15 protein-coding genes and 1 tRNA gene are annotated in these 19,896 nt (G+C 72.3%); 7 read left to right on the top strand and 9 right to left on the bottom strand.

What is annotated here, in order from left to right:
- Nucleotides 1–2 precede the first annotated feature (2 nt).
- Complete coding sequence (locus ACW9J6_RS28730) at nucleotides 3–2,072, bottom strand: FUSC family protein (RefSeq protein ID WP_457119766.1); 2,070 nt, start codon at nucleotides 2,070–2,072, stop codon at nucleotides 3–5.
- Between the two features lie 596 nt (nucleotides 2,073–2,668).
- Here ACW9J6_RS28730 and oxc point away from each other — a divergent pair.
- The 3 genes from oxc (at nucleotide 2,669) to ACW9J6_RS28715 (ending at nucleotide 5,863) form a co-directional block, all read left to right on the top strand.
- On the top strand, nucleotides 2,669–4,447 hold the full coding sequence (gene oxc, locus ACW9J6_RS28725; protein WP_457119765.1) for an oxalyl-CoA decarboxylase: 1,779 nt from the start codon (nucleotides 2,669–2,671) through the stop codon (nucleotides 4,445–4,447).
- Between the two features lie 101 nt (nucleotides 4,448–4,548).
- Complete coding sequence (locus ACW9J6_RS28720) at nucleotides 4,549–5,331, top strand: alpha/beta hydrolase (RefSeq protein ID WP_457119764.1); 783 nt, start codon at nucleotides 4,549–4,551, stop codon at nucleotides 5,329–5,331.
- A gap of 136 nt (nucleotides 5,332–5,467) precedes the next feature.
- Entirely contained in the window at nucleotides 5,468–5,863 is a 396-nt protein-coding gene (locus ACW9J6_RS28715; RefSeq protein ID WP_457119763.1) for a (R)-mandelonitrile lyase, read from the top strand.
- Nucleotides 5,864–5,870: 7 nt separating this feature from the next.
- Here ACW9J6_RS28715 and ACW9J6_RS28710 read toward each other — a convergent pair whose 3' ends face one another.
- The 3 genes from ACW9J6_RS28710 to ACW9J6_RS28700 form a co-directional block, all read right to left on the bottom strand.
- Nucleotides 5,871–7,061 (bottom strand): HPP family protein, encoded by a 1,191-nt coding sequence (locus ACW9J6_RS28710; RefSeq protein ID WP_457119762.1) that lies wholly within the window; start codon nucleotides 7,059–7,061, stop codon nucleotides 5,871–5,873.
- Nucleotides 7,062–7,185: 124 nt separating this feature from the next.
- A complete protein-coding gene (gene frc, locus ACW9J6_RS28705) occupies nucleotides 7,186–8,436 on the bottom strand; it encodes a formyl-CoA transferase (RefSeq protein ID WP_457119761.1) in 1,251 nt (416 codons plus the stop codon).
- Between the two features lie 89 nt (nucleotides 8,437–8,525).
- Nucleotides 8,526–8,954, bottom strand: coding sequence for a PAS domain-containing protein (locus tag ACW9J6_RS28700; protein WP_457119760.1), 429 nt, complete (start codon nucleotides 8,952–8,954; stop codon nucleotides 8,526–8,528).
- A gap of 285 nt (nucleotides 8,955–9,239) precedes the next feature.
- Here ACW9J6_RS28700 and ACW9J6_RS28695 point away from each other — a divergent pair, with 285 nt between their 5' ends.
- Nucleotides 9,240–9,968: a GntR family transcriptional regulator gene (locus tag ACW9J6_RS28695; protein WP_457119759.1), complete on the top strand. Its 729-nt coding sequence runs from the start codon at nucleotides 9,240–9,242 to the stop codon at nucleotides 9,966–9,968.
- A 97-nt stretch (nucleotides 9,969–10,065) separates the two neighbouring features.
- A complete protein-coding gene (locus tag ACW9J6_RS28690; protein WP_457119758.1) occupies nucleotides 10,066–11,541 on the top strand; it encodes a protein adenylyltransferase SelO in 1,476 nt (491 codons plus the stop codon).
- Between the two features lie 248 nt (nucleotides 11,542–11,789).
- Here the strand turns inward: ACW9J6_RS28690 and ACW9J6_RS28685 are convergent, their stop codons facing one another.
- The 4 genes from ACW9J6_RS28685 to ACW9J6_RS28670 all read right to left on the bottom strand — a co-directional run bounded on the left by ACW9J6_RS28685 (nucleotide 11,790) and on the right by ACW9J6_RS28670 (nucleotide 15,491).
- Nucleotides 11,790–12,194, bottom strand: coding sequence for a hypothetical protein (locus ACW9J6_RS28685; protein ID WP_457119757.1), 405 nt, complete (start codon nucleotides 12,192–12,194; stop codon nucleotides 11,790–11,792).
- A 66-nt stretch (nucleotides 12,195–12,260) separates the two neighbouring features.
- Nucleotides 12,261–13,526, bottom strand: a complete 1,266-nt coding sequence (locus tag ACW9J6_RS28680) for a lytic murein transglycosylase (protein WP_457119756.1) — start codon at nucleotides 13,524–13,526, stop codon at nucleotides 12,261–12,263.
- A 59-nt stretch (nucleotides 13,527–13,585) separates the two neighbouring features.
- Nucleotides 13,586–13,816: a hypothetical protein gene (locus tag ACW9J6_RS28675; protein WP_457119755.1), complete on the bottom strand. Its 231-nt coding sequence runs from the start codon at nucleotides 13,814–13,816 to the stop codon at nucleotides 13,586–13,588.
- A gap of 169 nt (nucleotides 13,817–13,985) precedes the next feature.
- Nucleotides 13,986–15,491 (bottom strand): argininosuccinate lyase, encoded by a 1,506-nt coding sequence (locus ACW9J6_RS28670; protein ID WP_457119754.1) that lies wholly within the window; start codon nucleotides 15,489–15,491, stop codon nucleotides 13,986–13,988.
- Nucleotides 15,492–15,788: 297 nt separating this feature from the next.
- On the opposite strand from ACW9J6_RS28670, the gene ACW9J6_RS28665 reads away from it, so the two are divergent.
- Nucleotides 15,789–17,117 (top strand): peptidoglycan-binding protein, encoded by a 1,329-nt coding sequence (locus ACW9J6_RS28665; protein ID WP_457119753.1) that lies wholly within the window; start codon nucleotides 15,789–15,791, stop codon nucleotides 17,115–17,117.
- Between the two features lie 56 nt (nucleotides 17,118–17,173).
- Nucleotides 17,174–19,720 carry a DUF2235 domain-containing protein gene (locus tag ACW9J6_RS28660; RefSeq protein WP_457119752.1) on the top strand — a complete coding sequence of 849 codons (2,547 nt, stop codon included), beginning with the start codon at nucleotides 17,174–17,176 and terminating at the stop codon, nucleotides 19,718–19,720.
- 26 nt (nucleotides 19,721–19,746) lie between these two features.
- Here ACW9J6_RS28660 and ACW9J6_RS28655 read toward each other — a convergent pair.
- A tRNA-Tyr gene (locus ACW9J6_RS28655) sits at nucleotides 19,747–19,831 on the bottom strand.
- Between the last annotated feature and the right edge of the window lie 65 nt (nucleotides 19,832–19,896).

The following is a 19,896-nucleotide window of genomic DNA, read 5'->3' as shown; positions in this document are numbered from 1 at the left end:
TCTCACTCCTTCCCTCGTCCGGCCCGCCGCAGCGTCACGGCCAGCAGCTCGATCTGGGCCGCAATGCGGGTGAGCGGCTCGGCCTCGGGGGCGTCGGGACGGGGCGGCGGCGCCTCGCCCGAGGCGATGCGGGCGAGCGCGGCGGCCATCCAGGTCCCCCAGCCCCGCCACGCCTCCGGGGGCAGTCCCCGCGGCTCCGGATCGTGCCGCAGGCTGGAGAGGCGGCCGGCCATGCGCCGGAGCGTCGCGTCGGCAACCATCGCGGCCTCGATCCGGGAGCGCCTCCGCCGCCGCGGCTCCTGCAGGGCGCGGGACAGGGAGGCTTCGAGGTTGTTGGTGGCGAGGCCGGCCGCCCGGGCCGCCGCCTCGGCGCTGCCCTCGCCCAGGCGCTCGGCCACCACGGCCTCGGCGTAGCGGGAATGCGTGAGGAGCGCATTGCGCAGCTCGGTGCGCACCCGCTCCGGCTCCCAGATCGGCCACAGCACGAGGCCGCTCAGCACCGCGACCGCCCCGCCCAGCACCGTGAACAGGGCGCGCATGCCGACGATCTCCCAGGACGAGTGGCCCGGCTCGACGAGTTCGACCAGCACCACCACCAGGGGCGTCAGGCAGGCGATGAAGGTGCCGTAGCTGACCCCCCGGGCCGCGAAACCCACGACGCTGAGCGGCACCATCATGACGGCGAGCACCAGGGGGGATGTCGCGAAATAGGCGAGGAACGCCCCGATCACGCCGCCGAGCACCGTGCCGCCGATGCGCTCCAGCGCCCGCTGCCACGTGGCCGCGTAGAAGGGCTGCATGGTCAGCACCACCGTGATGGTGAGCCAGTGGGTGAAGGGCCCCGGGAACAGGAAGGTGACCGCCAGCGCGGGCAGCGCCACCACGGTCGCCCGCACCGCGTGGCGCAGATTCGCCGAGGACCACGTCAGGTTGGCGCGCAGCGGCTGCATCACCCGCTCGCGCCAGGGCGGGGCCGGCGCCCCCGTGAGGCCGCTGTCGCCCGCGAGGTCGCTCGCGCCCGAGAGCTTGGCGGCGATGCGCAGGCGGTCGAGCGCCCGCTCCGCCATCCGCCGCAGGGCCGGGTCGGAATCGGCAGGCGGACGCGCGCGCGCCAGCACCCGCTCGACGCGGGCGAGGTCCACGGGCCGGTCCTGGCGGATCGCCTGGGACAGGAGGCGCAGGAGCGGCGGCAGCAGGCGCAGGAAGCGCGCGGCCTCGGCGCGCCGCGCCGGCCCGGCCCGCTCCAGGTGATCGGACAGACCGATCAGCACCCCGAACAGCTGCTCGGCCGCCTCCAGGCGGATCAGCGCCCGGGCATTGCGCTCCGACAGCCGGGCGCGGCTGCGGGCGAGATCGAGCACCAGGGTGCGGGCGGCCTCGATCGCGTCGCGCACCGCCCGGCGATGGCCGCGGGCATGCCGCTCCCACACGACCGCGTCGGCCCCGTCGGGGCCGGCCGCGAGCTGCCGCAGGTCCTGGGCGAGGCGCTCCAGGCCGGACCACACGCGGGCGATGGCCTCGTGGGCGGGCCGGTACGGGTGGAGGCGCCAGACCACCAGGGCCAGGACGGTCGCCCAGAGCCCGCCGGCCCAGAACATCGCGGCGATCACCGCGCCCTCGACGGGGCTGAGCGCCCGGTCGAGGGCGATGGCGAGCACCACCACCAGCACGTTGCCAACGGTCTGCGCAGGCACGCCCCAGATCCGCGCGAAGGTGCAGCAGAACACCACCGCGCAGGCGGCGGGCAGGACCACGGCCGGCCCTGCCGCCTCCATCACCCCGAAGGCGCCCCAGACCACGCCGCCCAGCCCCGCGAAGGCCGCGAGCGCCCGCAGCCGCGGCCCGATCGGCCCGCCGATGTCGCAGAAGCAGGTCATGTTGGCGGCGAGCGCCATGGTGAGGAGCGGCGGCCAAGCCAGCCACTCGTTGAGGAGGATGATCGCCGCGAAGGCGACGGCCGCCCGCAGCCCCTCCTCCACGTTGATGCCCGTGAGGTCCGGCGCCACCGGCAGGCGGGCGAGGTCGGGACCGGGGTTGCGCAGCGTGCCGCGGCGGATCGGGGCGGACTTCATCGGGGCGCGGGGACCGGTGCGGCACGCTCCGCGCCGTGATCGCCGGTCGGATGCCCAACCCGTGTCCTCACGCTCCCACTCCCCCGCTCCCGCGCGCCCATCCGGAGGGCTCCCGCGCGATCTCCCGCGCGGCCCGCGGCGGCGAGAGGGGGGCGAGCGGAGGCACTCCGGAGGACCCTCGCAATATCGGTCGCGCGCCCGTCGCGGCTAGCCCAGCCACGCTCCCGCGATACGCCCGCCCCGAAGCAAGTCCGGCGCCGGTCCCAATCCGGCGCACCCCGCCGCGTCGGGGCACGCCGAGCAGGTGCCCGACCCGGCCGGAGCCGCCGCTCGCGGATTGACAAGCGGCCCCGCCCGGGCGCATAATCGTCTGGTATACAGTCGACCTGATACAAAGACGTCGACGGATCTGAGCCCGCCCGCACAGCGCGCCGGCTGCCCGCCGCGAGGAGGAACGCCGATGCCGCATGCCCCCTCGTCCCCTTCGGAGTGAGCCGGGTCCCCACCCCCATCGCACCGTCCTTTCCGCGCAGCCTCCTCCCGCGAGCCGGGAGCCGCACCCGGCCGAACACCCAACCGTACACAGGGGATCCACCATGGAAACCACCGTCAAGACGCCGCTCGAACCCGATCACGACCTCCTCGCGGCCGGCTTCGACGCGGCCGGCGCGCCGGCCGAGCCCGAGCTGACCGACGGCTTCCACCTCGTCATCGACGCCCTCAAGCTCAACGGCATCGACACGATCTACGGGGTCCCGGGCATCCCGATCACCGATCTCGGCCGCCTCGCGCAGGCGGCGGGCATGCGGGTGATCTCCTTCCGGCACGAGCAGAATGCCGGCAACGCCGCCGCCATCGCGGGCTTCCTGACCAGGAAGCCGGGCATCTGCCTCACCGTCTCGGCGCCGGGCTTCCTCAACGGGCTGACCGCGCTCGCCAACGCCACCACCAACTGCTTCCCGATGATCCTGATCAGCGGCTCCTCGGAGCGCGAGATCGTCGACCTGCAGCAGGGCGATTACGAGGAGATGGACCAGCTCGCCATCGCCAAACCCCTGTGCAAGGCCGCCTTCCGGGTGCTGCACGCGGCCGATATCGGCATCGGCGTCGCCCGCGCCATCCGCGCCGCCGTGTCGGGCCGCCCGGGCGGCGTCTATCTCGACCTGCCCGCCAAGCTGTTCGCGCAGGTGATGGACGCGCAGGCCGGCGCCAAGTCGCTGGTGAAGGTCATCGACCCGGCCCCCGCCCAGATCCCGGCCCCCGCCTCGGTCGCCCGCGCCCTCGATCTCCTCAAGGGGGCCAAGCGCCCGCTGATCATCCTCGGCAAGGGCGCCGCCTACGCGCAGGCCGACGAGGCCGTCCGCGCCCTCGTGGAGCGCAGCGGCATCCCGTACGTGCCGATGAGCATGGCCAAGGGCCTCCTGCCCGACACGCACCCGCTCTCGGCCGGCGCGGCCCGTTCGCTGGTCCTCAAGGACGCGGACGTGGTGCTGCTGCTCGGCGCCCGCCTCAACTGGCTCCTGTCCCACGGCAAGGGCAAGACCTGGGGCGAGCCGGGCTCCAAGAGATTTATCCAGGTCGACATCGAGCCGCGGGAGATGGACTCGAACGTCGAGATCGCCGCGCCGCTGGTCGGGGATATCGGCTCCTGCGTCGAGGCGCTGCTCGCCGGGATGGGCGCCGACTGGCCGGCCCCGCCCGCCGACTGGACCGGGACCATCGCGCGCAAGAAGGAGGAGAACGCCTCCAAGATGGCGGCGAAGCTCGCCAAGACCGCCTCGCCGATGGACTTCCACGGGGCGCTCGGGGCTTTGCGCGAGATCATCCGGCAGCGGCCGGACGCGATGCTGGTGAACGAGGGCGCCAACACCCTCGATCTCGCCCGCTCGGTCATCGACATGTACCAGCCGAGGAAGCGCCTCGACGTCGGCACCTGGGGCGTGATGGGCATCGGGATGGGCTTCGCCATCGCGGCCGCGGTCGAGACCGGCAAGCCGGTGCTGGCGGTCGAGGGCGACAGCGCCTTCGGGTTCTCCGGCATGGAGATCGAGACGATCTGCCGGTACGACCTCCCGGTCTGCGTGGTGGTGTTCAACAACAACGGCATCTACCGGGGCACCGACACCGACCCGACCGGCCGCGACCCCGGCACGACGGTCTTCGTGAAGGGTTCCCGCTACGACCGGATGATCGAGGCCTTCGGCGGCGTCGGCGTCCACGTCACCACGCCCGAGGAGCTGAGCCGCGCGGTCACCACGGCGATGGATTCGGGCCGCCCGACCCTGATCAACGCGGTGATCGACCCGCGCGCCGGCACCGAGAGCGGCAATATCGGCAGCCTCAACCCGCAGAGCAGCGTCCGCAAGAAGAAGTGAGGCGCCCCGGCCTCTCGTCGCGGCGGGTGCGTGCGGCCCGCCGCCTTTCCCCGCCGGCGCGTCCCGCCGGCGGGTTTTTTTCGGTCCGCCCGGGAGGCCCCATGATCGACCCCGACCTCGCCGGCTGCCTCGCCTTCGCGCACCGGCTGCCGACGCGCCCTCCCCTGCCGCCGGGCCGGCAGGCCCTCGGGCTGTTTCCCGAGCGCGACGCGCTCCTCGTCGTGCCGCCCGGCGTCGCGCCGCGGCGGCCGACGCCTCTCGTGGTCCTGTTCCATGGCGGCGGCGGCAGCGCCGAGCGGATCCTCCCGATGCTGGAGGCGCACGCCCTGGCCCGCGGCTTCCTGCTCCTCGTGCCGCAATCGCTCTTCCCGACCTGGGACCTCGTCATCGCGGGCCACGGCCCGGACCGCGAGCGCCTGGACGTGGCCCTCGCGGCGGTCGCGGACCGCTTTCTCCTCGCTCCCGACCACCTCGCCTTCGCGGGCCACTCGGACGGGGGCAGCTACGCGCTGTCGATCGGGCTCACCAACGGGCACCTGGCGAGCCACCTCCTCGTCTCCTCGGCGGGTTTCCTCACCGTGCAGGTCCAGCGCGGCGCGCCGCGGATCTTCCTCGCGCACGGCACCCGGGACGCGCAGATCCCGATCGACCGCAGCGCCCGGCGACACGCACGGCTGCTGCGCGAGGCGGGCTACGATCTCACCTATGTCGAGCATGACGGGCCGCATGCGTGGCAGCCGGACGTGGTGGCGCGCGGGGTGGAAATGATCCTGGCGGAGCGGCATCATTACCCTCCCCCCTCTGCGGGGGAGGGTGCCCCGCTGCGAGTGCGAAGCACTCGTGCCGGGGCGGGAGAGGGGAACCCCGCTTCAAGAGAGGCCTGAACCGTTGTGACGCGCTCCACACCCTGAAGCGTGGTTCCCCTCTCCCGGCCTGCTCCGCAAAGGGGAGAGGGTTCCTCTGCGCGCATCCTCCGCCCTACCTTCCACGAGGCCCCGACGGCTGGAACGGAGACACAGGATGGAGATCAAGCGCAGCGGCTCACGCCCGTCCGAGAAGGGTTCGCCGGATTACTTCACCGGTTCGGTCCGCATCGATCCGCTCCTCAGCCCGCCCGATCCAGCCCGGGTCGCGGGCGCCCACGTGACCTTCGAGCCGGGCGCGCGCACCGCCTGGCACACCCATCCGCTCGGCCAGACGCTGATCGTCACCGCCGGCCTCGGCTGGGCGCAGCGGGAGGGTGGGCCCGTCGAGGAGATCCGCCCGGGCGACGTGGTCTGGTTCTCTCCGGGCGAGAAGCACTGGCACGGCGCCACCGCCACCACCGGGATGAGCCACATCGCCATTCAGGAGAAGCGGGACGGCAAGACCGTCGAATGGCTGGACCCCGTCACCGACGCCCAGTACCGGGCCTGATCGGCGATCAGGCGGCCCCGGCGAGCACGCCGCCGGCGGCCGGGGTCGCGGCCATGCGCGCGCCGTTCGCGAGCAGCAGCGCATGCGCCACGTCGGCCTGCGAGACGAGGCCGATCAGGCGGTCGTCGGGGCCGATCACAGGCAGGTGGAGCAGCCCCGTGCGCGACATCCACAGGGCCGCATCCGCCAGCGGCGTCTCGGGACGGACCGGCACCACGGGGGCCGTCATCACATCGGCGACGCAATGGTGCGGGGCGCGGCCGCGCTCCAGGGTCAGGCGCAGGCGGCGGGCCAGGCCGAGCCGTGGCCCGCCGCGGTCCCAGGCAGCCTTGTCGATGAGGTCGTGGTGCGTGACGAGGCCGAGCACCCGCGCGCCCTCGTCCGTGACCGCGAGCGCCCGGAGGCGCCGCCGCCGGAACAGCGCGAGCGCCTGGTCGAGGGACGCCTCGGGCGCGATGCCGACCACCTCCCGCGACAGGACCGAGGCGCAGGTGGCGGAGCCCAGCGCCCGGCGGGAGGCCCGCAGCAGGGCGTGATGCAGGAGCGCGTCGAGGTCGGCGCGGCCGACATCGAGCACCTCGCCGAAATCCTGCAGCGCCGCGTCGAGATCGGCGGCGGTGAAGCCGAGGCTCGTGAAGGGCGACGGCGCCGCGCCGCCCGAGGGCGCGGCCTGGGGCGCGCGGTGCGGGTAGCTGCGCCCGGTGAGGTTGTTGAACAGGAGCGCGGTCGCGAGCAGCAGCAGCGAGTTCACGCCGACCGGCCAGAGCACGAAGCCGTAGCCGAGGTCGCGGATCGCCGGGCCGCCGAGAACCGCGGTCAGCGCCACGGCGCCGCTCGGGGGATGGACGCAGCGCAGGGCCGTCATCAGGGCGATCGCGACGCTCACCGCCACCGCCGCCGCCACGAACGGATCGGCGATCAGCCCCGCCGCCGTCACGCCGATCAGCGCCGCCACCGCGTTGCCGCCGAGGATCGACCAGGGCTGGGCGAGCGGGCTCGCGGGCACCGCGAAGAGCAGCACCGCGGAGGCGCCCATCGGGGCGATCAGCACCGGCAGCGCCGCGTGGTCGCCGAGGATCGCCCGGCTGATCAGGCCGGTCGCCAGGATGCCCAGCAGGGCGCCGAGGGCGGCGCGGGCGCGCTCGCGCAGGCTGACGGGGGCGAGGTCCGGCAGGAGGCGGCGCAGGCTCTGGAGCATCGACGACGGATCCTCGCGGCGCGGGACGGACGGCCCGCCCGGGTGGGGCACCCGGGAGAGCGGGCGCCGGAGACACGACGACGGCGCGCCCGGGGGCGCGCCGTCGCTGGTCGCGGGGTGTCTATCAGACCGCACGCTCCTGGTGCAGCATCTCGATCTGCTGCTCGGTGTAGCCGAGGTCGCGCAGCACCTCGTCGGTGTGCTCGCCGAGCAGCGGCGAGGGCTTCACCTCGACGGCGAGGTCCGAGAACTTGATCGGGCTGCCGACGGTCAGGTAGGTGCCGAGCTGCGGATGCGGCACCTCGACGATCGAGCCGCTCGCCCGCAGCGAGGTGTCCGCGGCGATCTCCTTCATCGACAGCACCGGCGCACAGGGGATGTCGAACTTGCGCAGGATGTCGACCGCCTCGTACTTCGTCTTGTCGGCGAGCCAGCTCTCAATGAAGGCGAAGATGTCGAAGATCTTGTCCTGGCGGGCGCGGGGCGTGTTGTAGGCTGGATCCTCGATCCATTCCGGCTTGCCCAGCGCGCGGCAGATCGGTGCCCAGGCGTGGCCCTGGATCGTGAAGTAGATGTAGGCGTTCGGGTCGGTCTCCCAGCCCTTGCACTTCAGCACCCAGCCCGGCTGGCCGCCGCCGCCCGCATTGCCGCCGCGCGGCACCACGTCCCCGAACTCGCCGTGCGGGTATTGCGGGTACTCCTCCAGGTAGCCCAGCGCGTCGAGGCGCTGCTGGTCGCGCAGCTTCACCCGGCAGAGGTTGAGCACGGCGTCCTGCATCGACACGGCGACCTTCTGGCCCTTGCCGGTCTTGGCGCGGCCGTGCAGCGCGGTCAGGATGCCGATCGCGAGGTGCATGCCGGTGTTGGAATCGCCCAGGGCCGCGCCGCTGACGGTCGGCGGTCCGTCCCAGAAGCCGGTGGTGGAGGCCGCGCCGCCCGCGCATTGCGCCACGTTCTCGTAGACCTTCAGGTCCTCGTAGTGGTGCCCCTCGCTGAAGCCCTTCACCGAGGCGACGATCATGCCGGGGTTCAGCTCGTTGATCCGCGCCCAGGAGAAGCCCATCCGGTCGAGGGCGCCGGGGCCGAAATTCTCGACGAGGACGTCGGATTCGCGGATCAGTTTCTCCAGCACCTCCTTGCCCTGCGGCGTCTTGGTGTCGAGGGTCAGCGAACGCTTGTTGGAGTTCAGCATCGTGAAGTAGAGCGCGTCCGCGTCGTCGACGTGCCGCAGCTGCGAGCGGGTGACGTCGCCCGCCCCGGGCCGCTCGACCTTGATCACGTCGGCGCCGAACCACGCGAGCAGCTGCGTGCAGGCCGGCCCCGCCTGGACGTGCGTGAAGTCGATGATCTTGATGCCTTCGAGCGGCTTGCTCATGGGTCACTCCTCCGCTGGGGTGTTCGGCGGCTCACTCCGCCTTGGAACGATGGGGGCCGGGGCGGCCCGTCCTCAGACAGCGATCCCCCTCAGCCCGCGGCTTCGAGGTCGCTGATCCGCTGGCGCAGGGCCTTCTCCTCGGCCCAGCGGCTGGTCTCGTCGCGGATGGAGGCGACGATGCCCGTGACCCGGCCATCCTCTCCGCGCAGGAGCCCGACCGTGAAGGCGATCGACAGCGACCGCCCGTCCTTGTGCAAGGCCGGCACGCGCAGGAGCGTGGTCCCGTACTTGGTCACGCCGCTCGCCATGGTCCGGGCATAGCCCTCCCAGTGGCGGGCGCGGTGCCGGTCGGGCGTGATCAGGTCGAGCGTCTGGCCGAGGGCCTCGCGCTTGGTGAAGCCGAAGATCCGCTCCGCCGCCGCGTTCCAGGCCGTGATGCAGCCCTCCGCATCGGACACCACGATGGCATCGCCCGCCGCTTCGACGACCTGTTCGTAATCGCACGCGACCAGAAGCATTGAGGCACCCCTCATAGACGATCAACTCGGCCCCGGATCGGCCGCTTCACCGTGGCACGAACCGGAATTCGGACGCATGATCTTGCGAACGCCAGAGGTGTTCGGTCCGTTTCTCGAAAGAACAGGCCGCATTCCTCCCGGTTCGTCTTCAACCAACGGCACCTATAGGGTCGGCGTCGCAGCGAGTATTTGTGTTTCGCTGTTGGCATGTGGTATGCCAGGACTCAGACGGTGTCAAGCGGAGGTTCTGCGGATGCCGGGCACGGCCGTGCAGGAGGATCGCCGATGACCGAACCCGACGGGACGCCGCGTCCCCGGCCCCGCGCCCGATCCGTCGCGCTGCCGGTGACGCCGATCCCGGTGGCGGCCAATCTGCGCATGCGCGTCTACGCGACCCTCAGGGCGTCGATCGCCGAGTTGGACGTCTACGGGGCCTCCGGGGAGATCCGGCTCGACGAGCGCCGCCTCGCCCGCGACCTCGGGGTGAGCCGCACGCCCGTGCGGGCGGCCTTCACGGTGCTGGAGCAGGAGGGGCTGGTGCGGTCCGAGGCCCGCCGCGGGGTCTTCGTGGTGAAGAAGACCCGGCGGCAGATCATCGACATCATCCACGCCTGCGCGGCGCTGGAGGGGATCGCGGCCCGGCTGGCCTGTCGACACGCCAGCGACGCGGAGCTGGCGGAGCTGGACACCCTCTTCGCGGCCTTCCCGGACAACCCGCCCGCGGAGGCGCTCGACGCCTATTCTGAGGCGAATCTCCGCTTCCACCAGACGGTGGTCGCACTGGCGGGCTGCGCGGTGTTCGACGGGCTGGCGGGGCACCTGCTGGTGCATCTGCGCGGCATCCGCCGACTCGCGATGCGCAGCGAGGGACGCGCGGCGCGCTCGCGCGAGGAGCACCGGGCGATCCTGGTCGCCCTGCGGGCGCGGGACGGCGCCGGGGCGGAGGAGCTCGTCCGCGCGCACGGGCTCGGCCTCGCGGCCCATCTGGAGAGCTGCGGCGACGCCCTTCCGTAACGGCGCGCCCCGAACCATCGCGCCGCAGGGCGCTTGTCTCCGGCGCTCCGCGTCCCGACGATGAGGGACGACTTCGCCGCCGAGAGGCCCGCCCGCGATGACTGCCCTGCCCTTCGACAACAGCTACGCGCGTCTGCCCGACCGCTTCTACGCCCGCACGCCGCCGACCCCGGTCGCGGCCCCGCGGCTGATCCGCCTGAACCGGCCTCTCGCAGAGGCGCTCGGCCTCGATCCGGACTGGCTCGCGGGCCCGGACGGAGTCGCGATGCTCGCCGGGAACCGGATGCCGGCGGGCGCGGAGCCGCTGGCGGCCGCCTATGCCGGCCACCAGTTCGGGCAGCTCGTGCCGCAGCTCGGGGACGGGCGCGCGATCCTCCTCGGCGAGGTCGTCGGCCGCGACGGGATCCGGCGCGACGTCCAGCTCAAGGGCTCGGGCCCGACCCCCTTCTCCCGGATGGGCGACGGCCGCGCCGCGATGGGGCCGGTTCTGCGCGAATACGTGGTCAGCGAGACGATGGCCGCGCTCGGCATCCCGACGACCCGGGCGCTCGCCGCCGTGGCGACGGGCGACCGGGTGATCCGGGAGGAGATCCTGCCCGGCGCGATCCTGACGCGGGTCGCCTCCAGCCACATCCGGGTCGGCACGTTCCAGTACTTCGCGATCCGCCGCGACACGGAGGCCGTCCGGGCGCTGGCCGATCACGTGATCGCGCGCCACTATCCGGAGGTGGCCGGCGAATCGAATCCCTACCGGGCGCTGCTCTCGGCCGTGATCGCCCGGCAGGCGGCCCTGGTGGCGCGGTGGCTCTGCGTCGGCTTCATCCACGGGGTGATGAACACCGACAACATGTCGGTGGCGGGCGAAACGATCGATTACGGCCCCTGCGCCTTCCTGGACGCCTACGACCCCGGGGCGGTGTTCAGCGCCATCGACGCGCAGGGCCGCTACGCCTACGGCAACCAGCCGATGATCGCCCAGTGGAACCTCGCGCGCCTCGCCGAGGCCCTGCTGCCCCTCCTCGGTGAGGAGACGCAGGCGGCGATCGAGGACGCGCAGGAGCGGCTCGGCGCCTTCGTGCCGCTGTTCGAGGCCGCCTATCATGGCGGCTTGCGGCGCAAGATCGGGCTCGCGACGGAGCCCGAGGAGGACGTGGCGCTGGCCTCCGACCTCCTGGCGGCCATGGCCGAGAACGCGGCGGACTTCACGCTCACCTTCCGGCACCTGGGCGCCGCCGCCGAGGACCCGGCCGCGGATCGGGCCGTGCGGGACCTCTTCGTCGACCCGACCGCCTTCGACGCCTGGGCGGGGCGCTGGCGGCAGCGCCTCGCGGCCGAGCCGATGCCGGGCGCGGAGCGGCGGGCGGCCATGGACCGGGTGAACCCGCTCCTGATCCCGCGCAATCACCAGGTCGAGGCGGTGATCGCGGCGGCGGTCGGGCAGGAGGATTTCGGGCCGTTCCACAGGCTGGTGGAAGCGCTCGGCGAGCCCTACACGGAGCGGCCGGAGGCGGCGCCCTACGCCGCGCCGCCGGCCGAGAACGAGCGGGTGCTGCGGACCTTCTGCGGGACGTGAGTCTCGCTCGCCCTCAAACACCCCTTTTCCGGACGACGGAAGCGTCAGCGGAAGGAGATCCGGAAACCAGCATGAGACTCTGCCGCGAAGCGGCTCCGCATGCCAGCAACGGCGCTGAAAAGCAGAGGCTTCGCGGAGTCTTGCGCTGGTTTCGGGGTCGCATTCCGCTGGTGCTGCATGCGCCCGGACAATGGGAGCGAGCCTTCAAGCCCCGCCGGACATCGTCCGTCCGGGCTTCACGGATCCAGTCAGGGCTTCGCCCCGCCCGACATCTTGGCCTTCTGCTGCGCGGCGAGGTCCTTGTAGTCGTAGGTCGGGTAGAACTCGGTGCGATAGGGGCCCCAGGCCGTGTTCTCCAGGGCGACGTTCACGTCGCGCAGCTTCGCGGCTGGGACGCGCAGGGTCACAACCTGCCCGATGCCCATCATCACGTACCAGGACACGACCTCGGTCCCGGCGGGCGGGAACTGGTCGTAGTAGCCGTTCTTCTGGAGCTGCGCGTTGATCTCGTGCAGGTTCTTCGACTGGTCGTGCTTGAGGAACACGGTGAGCAGGACCGCGTCGCTGCCCGCGGCCGGAGCCGTCTGGGCGGCGGCCGGACCGAGGCAGGACGCGGCCAGGAGCATCGCCAGACACGCACGTTTCACAGCCATCGTCTCATCCTCGCGGAGCCGGATCGCGCCGGTAACTGCGCCCGGACGGACGCACGGCAAGGGTGATCAGGGCTGATTTCGCAACCGTTCGAGGAGAGCCGGGTCGGCGTAGCCGTCGGGCGGCAGCCCGATCTCCTTCTGGAACGACCGCAAAGCGGCCCGGGTCCGCGGCCCGATCCGGCCGTCGACGCCCCCGGCCGGGTGGCCTTTCGCCTCCAGGCGGGTTTGGAGGTCGCGGCGCTCGTCGCGGGTGAGCGCCCGGTCGCCCCGCGGCCAGGGCTGGACCAGCGGTCCCTCCCCGCGCAGGCGGTCCGACAGGTGCGCGACCGCAAGCGCGTAGGAGAGGGCTGTGTTGTAGCGAAGGATCACCTGGAAGTTCGGCAGCAGCAGGAAAGCGGGCCCCCGGATGCCGGCGGGCAGCACGAGATGGGCCTTGGAGGGCACCGGCGCGAAGGGCTGCCCGTCCGCGCGCCGCACGCCGAGGGTGTCCCAGTCCGCGATCGTGCGCTCGACGCTCTCGTCGGAACCCGCGAGGTCGAAGCCCGGCGGCAGCACCACCTCGTCGCCCCAGCGCTCCCCGGCCCGCCAGCCCTCCGCCTGAAGATACGCCGCGGTGGAGGCCAGCGCGTCCGGGACCGAGTGCCAGATGTCCCGCCGCCCGTCGCCGTCGAAATCCACCGCGAAGCGCAGGTAGGTCGAGGGCATGAACTGGGTATGGCCCATGGCGCCGGCCCAGGAGCCGGTCATGTCGGCGACGGGCACGGGCCCCTCCGCGGCGATGCGCAGGGCGGCGACGAGTTCGTCCCGCCAGTAGGCGGCCCGGTCCCCCGGCGTGCAGGCGAGCGTCGCGAGGGAGCGGAGGACCGGCCGCACCTTACCGGGCTTGTCGAGCACGGCCCCGTAGCCCGACTCGATGCCCCAGATCGCCAGCAGCACGAACCGGTCGACCCCGGTCCGCGCCTCGATCGCCGCCAGGGTCGCGTCCCAGGCCGCGCGCTTGGCGCGCCCGTCCGCGACGGTCTCCTCCGTCACGGCGGCGTCGATGTAGTCCCAGAGCGTCTTCTCGAACTCGGATTGGTGACCGGCGGCGGCGATGACCTCCGGGTCCGGGGTGAGCCCCACCACGAGGCCGTCCGCAACGGGTCTCGGGACGCCGCGTCCGGCGGCGTCGCCGGCCACTCCCTCCAGGCAGGCCGCGAAGGACGCGGCGTCGGGCGGCGGCCCCTGGGAGGTCTGGGCTCGGGCGAGGGGCAGGAAAACCGTCGTCACGGCGACGGCGAGCGCCGCCGGGCGGATCACCCGCGGCCAGCGGAGGATGAGGGCTGTGCGCATCGGCGCGATGCTCGCACGGGACCGGGCGGCCACGCAAAGGGCCGGCGCTGCTCCTTGACCTAGGGCTGCGAGCCGCGCAGACCGATCTGCCTACCGGTCGGCAGATCCGCGCCCTGCGCGGGGTCGACGGGGCCGGTGTCGAACAGCGCCATCCCCAGATACCCGGCGGCGAAGGCGACGAGCAGCGCGACGTGGATCAGGCGCGCTCTCGGGGGGGCCGCGCCGAGGATGCGCGCCCGTCTGTCCCGACCGGATCCCCGATCCGCGGTCATCGCCCCGCCGCTGGTCATCGACTTTCCCGTCGGAGGGAGGGGCATGAACCGGCCTGGCCACGAACCGGCCGAAGGATCCGAAACACGAACGAACGCCGGAACGGATAGGGGACGCAAGGGCAGGGCACAAGCCCCGTTCCGCGCGGCCGCCCGAGCCGGCGGAGCGACCCGCCGCGACCGGGCCCGCTCACGGCGACGAGGGCGCCTCGTCGGCGATCCGCGCGAAGGTCTGCTGCAGGCCATCCCGTGCGGCGGAAAGGCGCGCCCGGGTCGCTCCGAGCCAGGCCGCGTCGGCCTCGCGACGCTGGCGCGCGGCGGCGATCATGCGCCGGACTTCGGGAGGCTGAGGGCCGCCCAGTCCCCTGGCGCCCTCCACCATGCCGCGGGCGCTCAGCGCCTCCCGGAAGCGGGCCTCGGTCAGCGGGAAGGCGGTCGGGAGCCGCGCCTCACCGGCCGAGGCCGCGTAGATCTGCTTGACGTCTTCGAAGGCGAGGTCGGCGGGCCGCAGGTGCCGGCCGCGGCCGAAGGTGACGAGGTCCGAGGCGAAGTGATGCCCGAGGCGGAACGGCACGTCGGCCTCCCGCTGGAGCACGTCGGCGAGTTCGGTCGTGGTGGAGTAGTCCGCGTCCACCTCCGCCGCCGCGCGCTCGGGATCGACCACGAGGCCGTCGAGCAAGCGGTCCAGGCGCCGGAGCATCGCCGCGGCGAGGTCGAGCGTCCGCGCCGGCGGCTGCAACTGGTTGCGCTTGTAGTCCGGCATGCCGGATTCGACGTTGTGGGCCATGATCACGAAGGCCCCGGCCGCCCCCACCACCTCGCTCGCCTGCATCCGCAGCTGGTAGAGCGCGACCGGGTTGCGCTTCTGCGGCATGATGCTGCTCGGCCCGGTGAGCGCGCCCTCCCGCAGGAGGATCCAGGGCGAGGGCTGGTGGTACTGGGCGGCGAGGTCCTGCGCGAAGGCCCCGACCGTCGTGGCGAGGGTGGTGGAGAGGCCGGTGAGGTCCAGGCCGACATCCATCGGGGCGAGTTGCCCGGCATCGTAGCTGTTCTCGACCGGGCGGGCGAAGCCGAGGAGCGACGCCAGGCGCGCCCGGTCGACGGGGAAGCTCGACGTGCCGAGGGCGGCGGCCCCGAGGGGCGATTCGTCGACCCGCTCCCAGACCTCCCGCAGGCGCGCGGCGTCGCGGGCGAGCGCCCCGGCATAGCCGAGCAGGACGTGACCGAACGTCGTGGGCTGGGCTTGCACGCCGTTGGTGTAGGCGGGCACGATCACGTCGGCGTGGCGCTCGGCGAGGTCGATCAGCTTCGCCCGCGAGCCGTCGAGGGCCTCCGCGAGGCGCAGCAACCGCTCGCGCTGCTCCAGCTTCAGCACGGTCGGGATGATGTCCTGCCGGCTGCGGCCCGAATGCAGCCGGGTCGCGTCCGGCCCCGCCCGCGCGACGATGAGCGGTTCGAGCTGCAGGTAGTCGTCCGGCCGCGTCGCGCCGGGCTTCTCGCCGTCCGCGATCACCTGGGAGACGGCCCTGGCGATCCGGGCGCCGAGCGGACGCGGCACGATCCCGGTCTCGACGGTCATGATCAGGGAGGCCTTGTTGATCTCGTTCATCCAGTGGAACGGATCGTGCCGCTCGGGCTCCCCGGCACGCGCGGCACCGCCGGCCAGCAGGCCGATGATCAGGATCGCTCGCCGCATCGTCCCCTCCTCCCGCGTCCGCTCGCCGGCATGTCCGGAATGCGCCGCCGGCTCCGGCTAGAGCATTTCCGGTCCGGGCGGAACCGGACCTCACGGCGCCTCGACCCGTTCGGGCGTCGGCCCGAGGCCTCCCAGCGCACCATCGCGGCGCCCCGTCAACTTTCGGATATCCTCGGTTCCGCCCGGCTCATCCTTCCCTCGCAGATATTTCCCGCCCCATCATCTATTTGATGGACGCGAGGCACTCGGTCAGGTGGTCAGAATGCCGGCTAATCAAGACCGGGCCGGGTGCGCACAATGATCTCCTTCCTGACATGCGAGGAGAGCTACAAGACTCTCTGGACATCCCTGACCATCCGACCCGACAGGTTGGCCGAGGCCGAGAAGCAGGCCGCGCGCATCCTGCAGGGAAAGGCCAGCTACCAGGCGGTCGAGGCTCGGACCGGGGTTCCCTGGTGGTTCGTCGGCCTGTGCCACTACCGGGAAGCGAACCTCAACTTCGGACGTTACCTTGGGAACGGGCAGCCGCTGGGGCAGGTAACGACGATCGTCCCGAAGGGCCGCGGTCCGTTCACGGGCCCGGCGGCCTTCCTGGACGGGGCGGTCGACGCCCTCAAACTGCAGGGCTTCGCCGGCGCCAAGGATTGGAGCATCGCCCGGGTCCTGTACCGCCTGGAGGGGTTCAACGGCTACGGCTACCGGTTCCGGGGCGTCAACTCACCGTATCTCTGGGGCGGGTCGACGGCCTACGGCCCTCCGGCTCCGGGCGGCAAGTACATCCGCGACCACGTGTTCGATCCGACCGTGGTGGACACTCAGCTGGGCACGGCGGTGATCCTGCGGGCGATGGCGGACAAGGACGGCACGATCGCGATCGGCGCAGAGACCCCGGCCGGGCTCACCGCGACCGAGCCGGACGACGATCTGGCCGACACGATCCTCTGGGTCCAGCAGGCGTTGAACCAGCTCGGCGCGTCCCCGCCCCTCGTCGAGGATGGCGTGAGCGGGCGGAACACGAAGACCGCCCTCGCGCAGTTCCAGGTCAGGCGCGGCCTGCCGGAAACCGGGCTGGCCGACGACCAGACCGTTGCGGCGCTCCGCACCGCCCTGCGCCCGGCCGGCACCACGGAGACCGACGCGCTCAGGAAGCGGATCGAGGACATCGAAAGGCTCGTCGCCAGCAGGGCCGGGGGGCCGGTGGTGGTTCATTCGTCCCCGGTTCCGCAACCGCTCCCGCAGATGCCGCTGGAGATCCTGACGCTGATCGACAAGCTCGCCGCCATCCTGAACACGGTGGGGCCGGGCGCGATCCCGGGCGCCGGCCTGGGTGCCGGCCAGACCGGTGCGGGCACGCCCCCGCTCGGCCAGGTCAACGGGGCACTCGGGGAGACGATCGGCAACCTCCTCAACGGCAAGAAGACGGCGATCGGCATCATCGGCGCCGTCCTGACCCAGATCCTGTCCCAGGTTCCGGCCGGGACGGGGCTCGGGCAGGTGCTGACGCAGCTCACGCCGGCGGCGGGCCTCAGCCCCTACACGCTGCCCATCTTCCTCGGGCTCGCAGCCTGGGGCGTGCTCGGCAAGATGGAGAAGTGGCAGCAATCCCCTCCTCAGCCGGCGAAGTGAGACCCCGGACAGGGGATTCGCCGGCGAGCCGACGCCATCATCCGGAGGAATGGTCCGTGACGAGCGACGACGATGCGGTGACGCCTTCGGTCGAGGAGGGCGGGACGGCCGCGCCGAAATCGATCCTCCTGTTCGCGGACGGGACCGGGAACAGCGCCGCGAAGCTGTTCAAGACGAATGTCTGGCGGGTCTACCAAGCCGTCGACACCGGACCCACCACGGCCTCCGGCCAGCGGCGCCAGATCGCGTATTACCACGGCGGAGTCGGCACCTCGGCCTTCAAGCCGCTGCAGCTGCTCGGCGGCATCTTCGGGATCGGCCTGAAGAACAACATCATCGACATGTACTGCTTCGTCTGCCGGAATTATCGGGAGGGTGACCACCTCTACTTCTTCGGCTTCAGCCGCGGCGCGTTCACGGCGCGGGTTCTGGCCTCGCTGATCCTCACGCGGGGTATCGTGCAGTGCGAGACGGACGAACTCCTGCGGGCGCATGCCGCCGATGCCTACAGGGCCTATCGCCGCCGCTACAAGCTTCCCCTCCTGGGCGGGACCAAGAAAGATTTCGAGAAGGATGTCCCGTCCGAGGCGAAAGCCGCTCCGACGACGGACGACTACTATCTCAAGGCCAAGGTGGGCCTGGTGGATCGCATCCGGGACCTGCGGGACGGGATGCTCGAGCTCTGGAGGCAATGGGCCTGGACGACGGAGCAGCGCGAGACGCGCTCGCCGCTCGAGGTCAAGAAGGTCGCGTTCATCGGTGTCTGGGACACGGTCGCCGCCTACGGGCTGCCCCTCGAAGAGCTGACCCGGGCCATCGACGACTGGGTCTGGCCCCTGTCGATGCCGAACACCGCCTTGGCGGACGGGGTTCGCTGCGCGCGCCACGCGCTCGCCCTGGACGAGGAGCGCGACAGCTTCCAGCCCCTGCTCTGGGACGAGCTGTGGAACCGCGAGCGCGTGGCGAAGGGAGTCGTGCCGGAGGACCGGCTGCGCCAGGTCTGGTTCGCGGGCGTCCATTCCAATGTCGGCGGGGGCTACGCCGACGACGGTCTGTCCCACGTGCCGCTCCTCTGGATGATGGACGAGGCCGAGCTGGCGGGCGTCCGCTACAAGCCGCAGACCGAATGGGGATGGACGCCGAGTCCCGACCCGTTCGGGCATCTCTACGATTCCCGCAGCGGCGTCGCCGGCTACTACCGCCCGCAGACCCGGCGGATCGACGCGAAGATCGAGCAGGATCCCGCCGATCCGCACCTGCTCCTGCTGCAGGATCCGAGAGTCACGCCGCCCGGCCTGCTGGTGGAGCCGATCCTGGTTCACGAGAGCGTGCTGGAGCGAATGTCCCGCGGCACCGACCGCTACGCGCCGATCGCGCTGCCGGCCCGGTTCGACGTCGTCGGGAGGGGGCCGCGCCGGCCGCTCGATCTCGCGGACTCGGGACAGGTGCACTGGCCCACGCAGGTGGAGAAGGTCTTCGACCATTACTGGCTGCGGCGCGTCATCTACTTCGCGACGGTGGCCGCCTCGCTGCTCCTCGCAGCCTTTCCGGTGATCGAGGCGGTCCTGCCGCCCTCGGCCTGCGCCGGCCCGCAATGCCTCGCCTCGCCCCTGATCTCCGCGGCGGGCGGGCTGCTCCCGTCGCTGCTGGCGCCGTGGGTCGAGGCCTTCGCCCGCTCACCCGGACTGTTCCTCGTGAACGTCGCGCTCATCGTCGCCCTGATGGCGCAGGGGGCCGGGCTCAAGCGCCGCGCCTTCGACACCATGCGGGACCTCTGGACCCGGGCGCTGGGGCTGCCGGCTCCCGCGATCCCGCCCGTCGCGGCGCACGCCCCCCTCCCCGCCCGCTGGATCCGCCCGCTGCGGACCAGCGCCCGCTATCAGGGCTTCATGCAGACGATGAAGTGGCAGCTCATCCCGAGCGTGTTCGGCATCCTCTTCCTCGGCCTCATCGGCGCCGCCGCCGTGATCGCCGGATACCGGGGCTCCGTCGCGGTCGGCGAGTCGGTCGATGGCTGGGGCGTCTGCGGCGAGCCGGGCGCCGCCTCGCCGCGCTTCGACACGAGGGATCCCTGCTGGCCGCTCGCGGGAGGGCTGCAGGCGAACCGGCGCTACCGCATCACGCTCAGCGTGGTCGAACCCTGGAACGATGGCGGGACCATCCCGGCGAGCCCGATGGGCAGCACCTTCATCGACGTGAAGGACCGGGTGGTGATGCGGGTCTTCGCCTGGACCCGCCGCGTCCTGGCGGCGGCCTGGTTCCAGCCGATCCTTCGCACGACGGCGCCCGGGGTCCCCGTCCACCTCACGCCCCTGGTCTTCACCCCGGTCGATCCCGGGGCGGCCGGCGGCGCGGCGGGTGAGCGGTTCTCGGCGGATTTCGTCGCCGAGCGCAGCGGGGACGCGTCGCTCTTCGTGAACGACGCGCCGTTCGCGTTCGCCTACGCGAACAATTGCGGTACGGCCGACGTGCTGCTCGAAGCGTGGAACGTCCAGTCGCACGCGTTCGAGCCGATGGCACCGCGCCGATCCGAGGCAGCCAGGGTGGCGCCAGCGGCGGGCGATCCACGCTGCCGCGCGAATGCTCACGCGTCTGCGCCGTAGGATCAGCCGTAACAGCGGGCGGAAAGTGGTGGGGGAAGTAGGACTCGAACCTACGAAGGCATAGCCAGCGGATTTACAGTCCGCCCCCTTTGCCGCTCGGGACATTCCCCCATCGCGGCGCGAGGCCGCGGTGCCGACGCCTGCCGGCGCCGACGGGCGTCCTTATGGTGGAGCCG

It is taken from the genome of Methylobacterium sp. JK268, assembly GCF_054052225.1.
This window is presented reverse-complemented; position numbering and strand designations above follow the sequence as displayed.

What these genes read in the sequence shown, in the direction of transcription:
- ACW9J6_RS28685 (WP_457119757.1), bottom strand. Translation starts at nt 12,194, where the DNA reads ATGGCTGTGAAACGTGCGTGTCTGGCGATGCTCCTGGCCGCGTCCTGC.
- ACW9J6_RS28665 (WP_457119753.1), top strand. Translation starts at nt 15,789, where the DNA reads ATGATCTCCTTCCTGACATGCGAGGAGAGCTACAAGACTCTCTGGACA.
- ACW9J6_RS28730 (WP_457119766.1), bottom strand. Translation starts at nt 2,072, where the DNA reads ATGAAGTCCGCCCCGATCCGCCGCGGCACGCTGCGCAACCCCGGTCCC.
- oxc (WP_457119765.1), top strand. Translation starts at nt 2,669, where the DNA reads ATGGAAACCACCGTCAAGACGCCGCTCGAACCCGATCACGACCTCCTC.
- ACW9J6_RS28675 (WP_457119755.1), bottom strand. Translation starts at nt 13,816, where the DNA reads ATGACCAGCGGCGGGGCGATGACCGCGGATCGGGGATCCGGTCGGGAC.
- ACW9J6_RS28695 (WP_457119759.1), top strand. Translation starts at nt 9,240, where the DNA reads ATGACCGAACCCGACGGGACGCCGCGTCCCCGGCCCCGCGCCCGATCC.
- ACW9J6_RS28670 (WP_457119754.1), bottom strand. Translation starts at nt 15,491, where the DNA reads ATGCGGCGAGCGATCCTGATCATCGGCCTGCTGGCCGGCGGTGCCGCG.
- ACW9J6_RS28720 (WP_457119764.1), top strand. Translation starts at nt 4,549, where the DNA reads ATGATCGACCCCGACCTCGCCGGCTGCCTCGCCTTCGCGCACCGGCTG.
- ACW9J6_RS28690 (WP_457119758.1), top strand. Translation starts at nt 10,066, where the DNA reads ATGACTGCCCTGCCCTTCGACAACAGCTACGCGCGTCTGCCCGACCGC.
- ACW9J6_RS28710 (WP_457119762.1), bottom strand. Translation starts at nt 7,061, where the DNA reads ATGCTCCAGAGCCTGCGCCGCCTCCTGCCGGACCTCGCCCCCGTCAGC.
- ACW9J6_RS28715 (WP_457119763.1), top strand. Translation starts at nt 5,468, where the DNA reads ATGGAGATCAAGCGCAGCGGCTCACGCCCGTCCGAGAAGGGTTCGCCG.
- ACW9J6_RS28700 (WP_457119760.1), bottom strand. Translation starts at nt 8,954, where the DNA reads ATGCTTCTGGTCGCGTGCGATTACGAACAGGTCGTCGAAGCGGCGGGC.
- ACW9J6_RS28680 (WP_457119756.1), bottom strand. Translation starts at nt 13,526, where the DNA reads ATGCGCACAGCCCTCATCCTCCGCTGGCCGCGGGTGATCCGCCCGGCG.
- frc (WP_457119761.1), bottom strand. Translation starts at nt 8,436, where the DNA reads ATGAGCAAGCCGCTCGAAGGCATCAAGATCATCGACTTCACGCACGTC.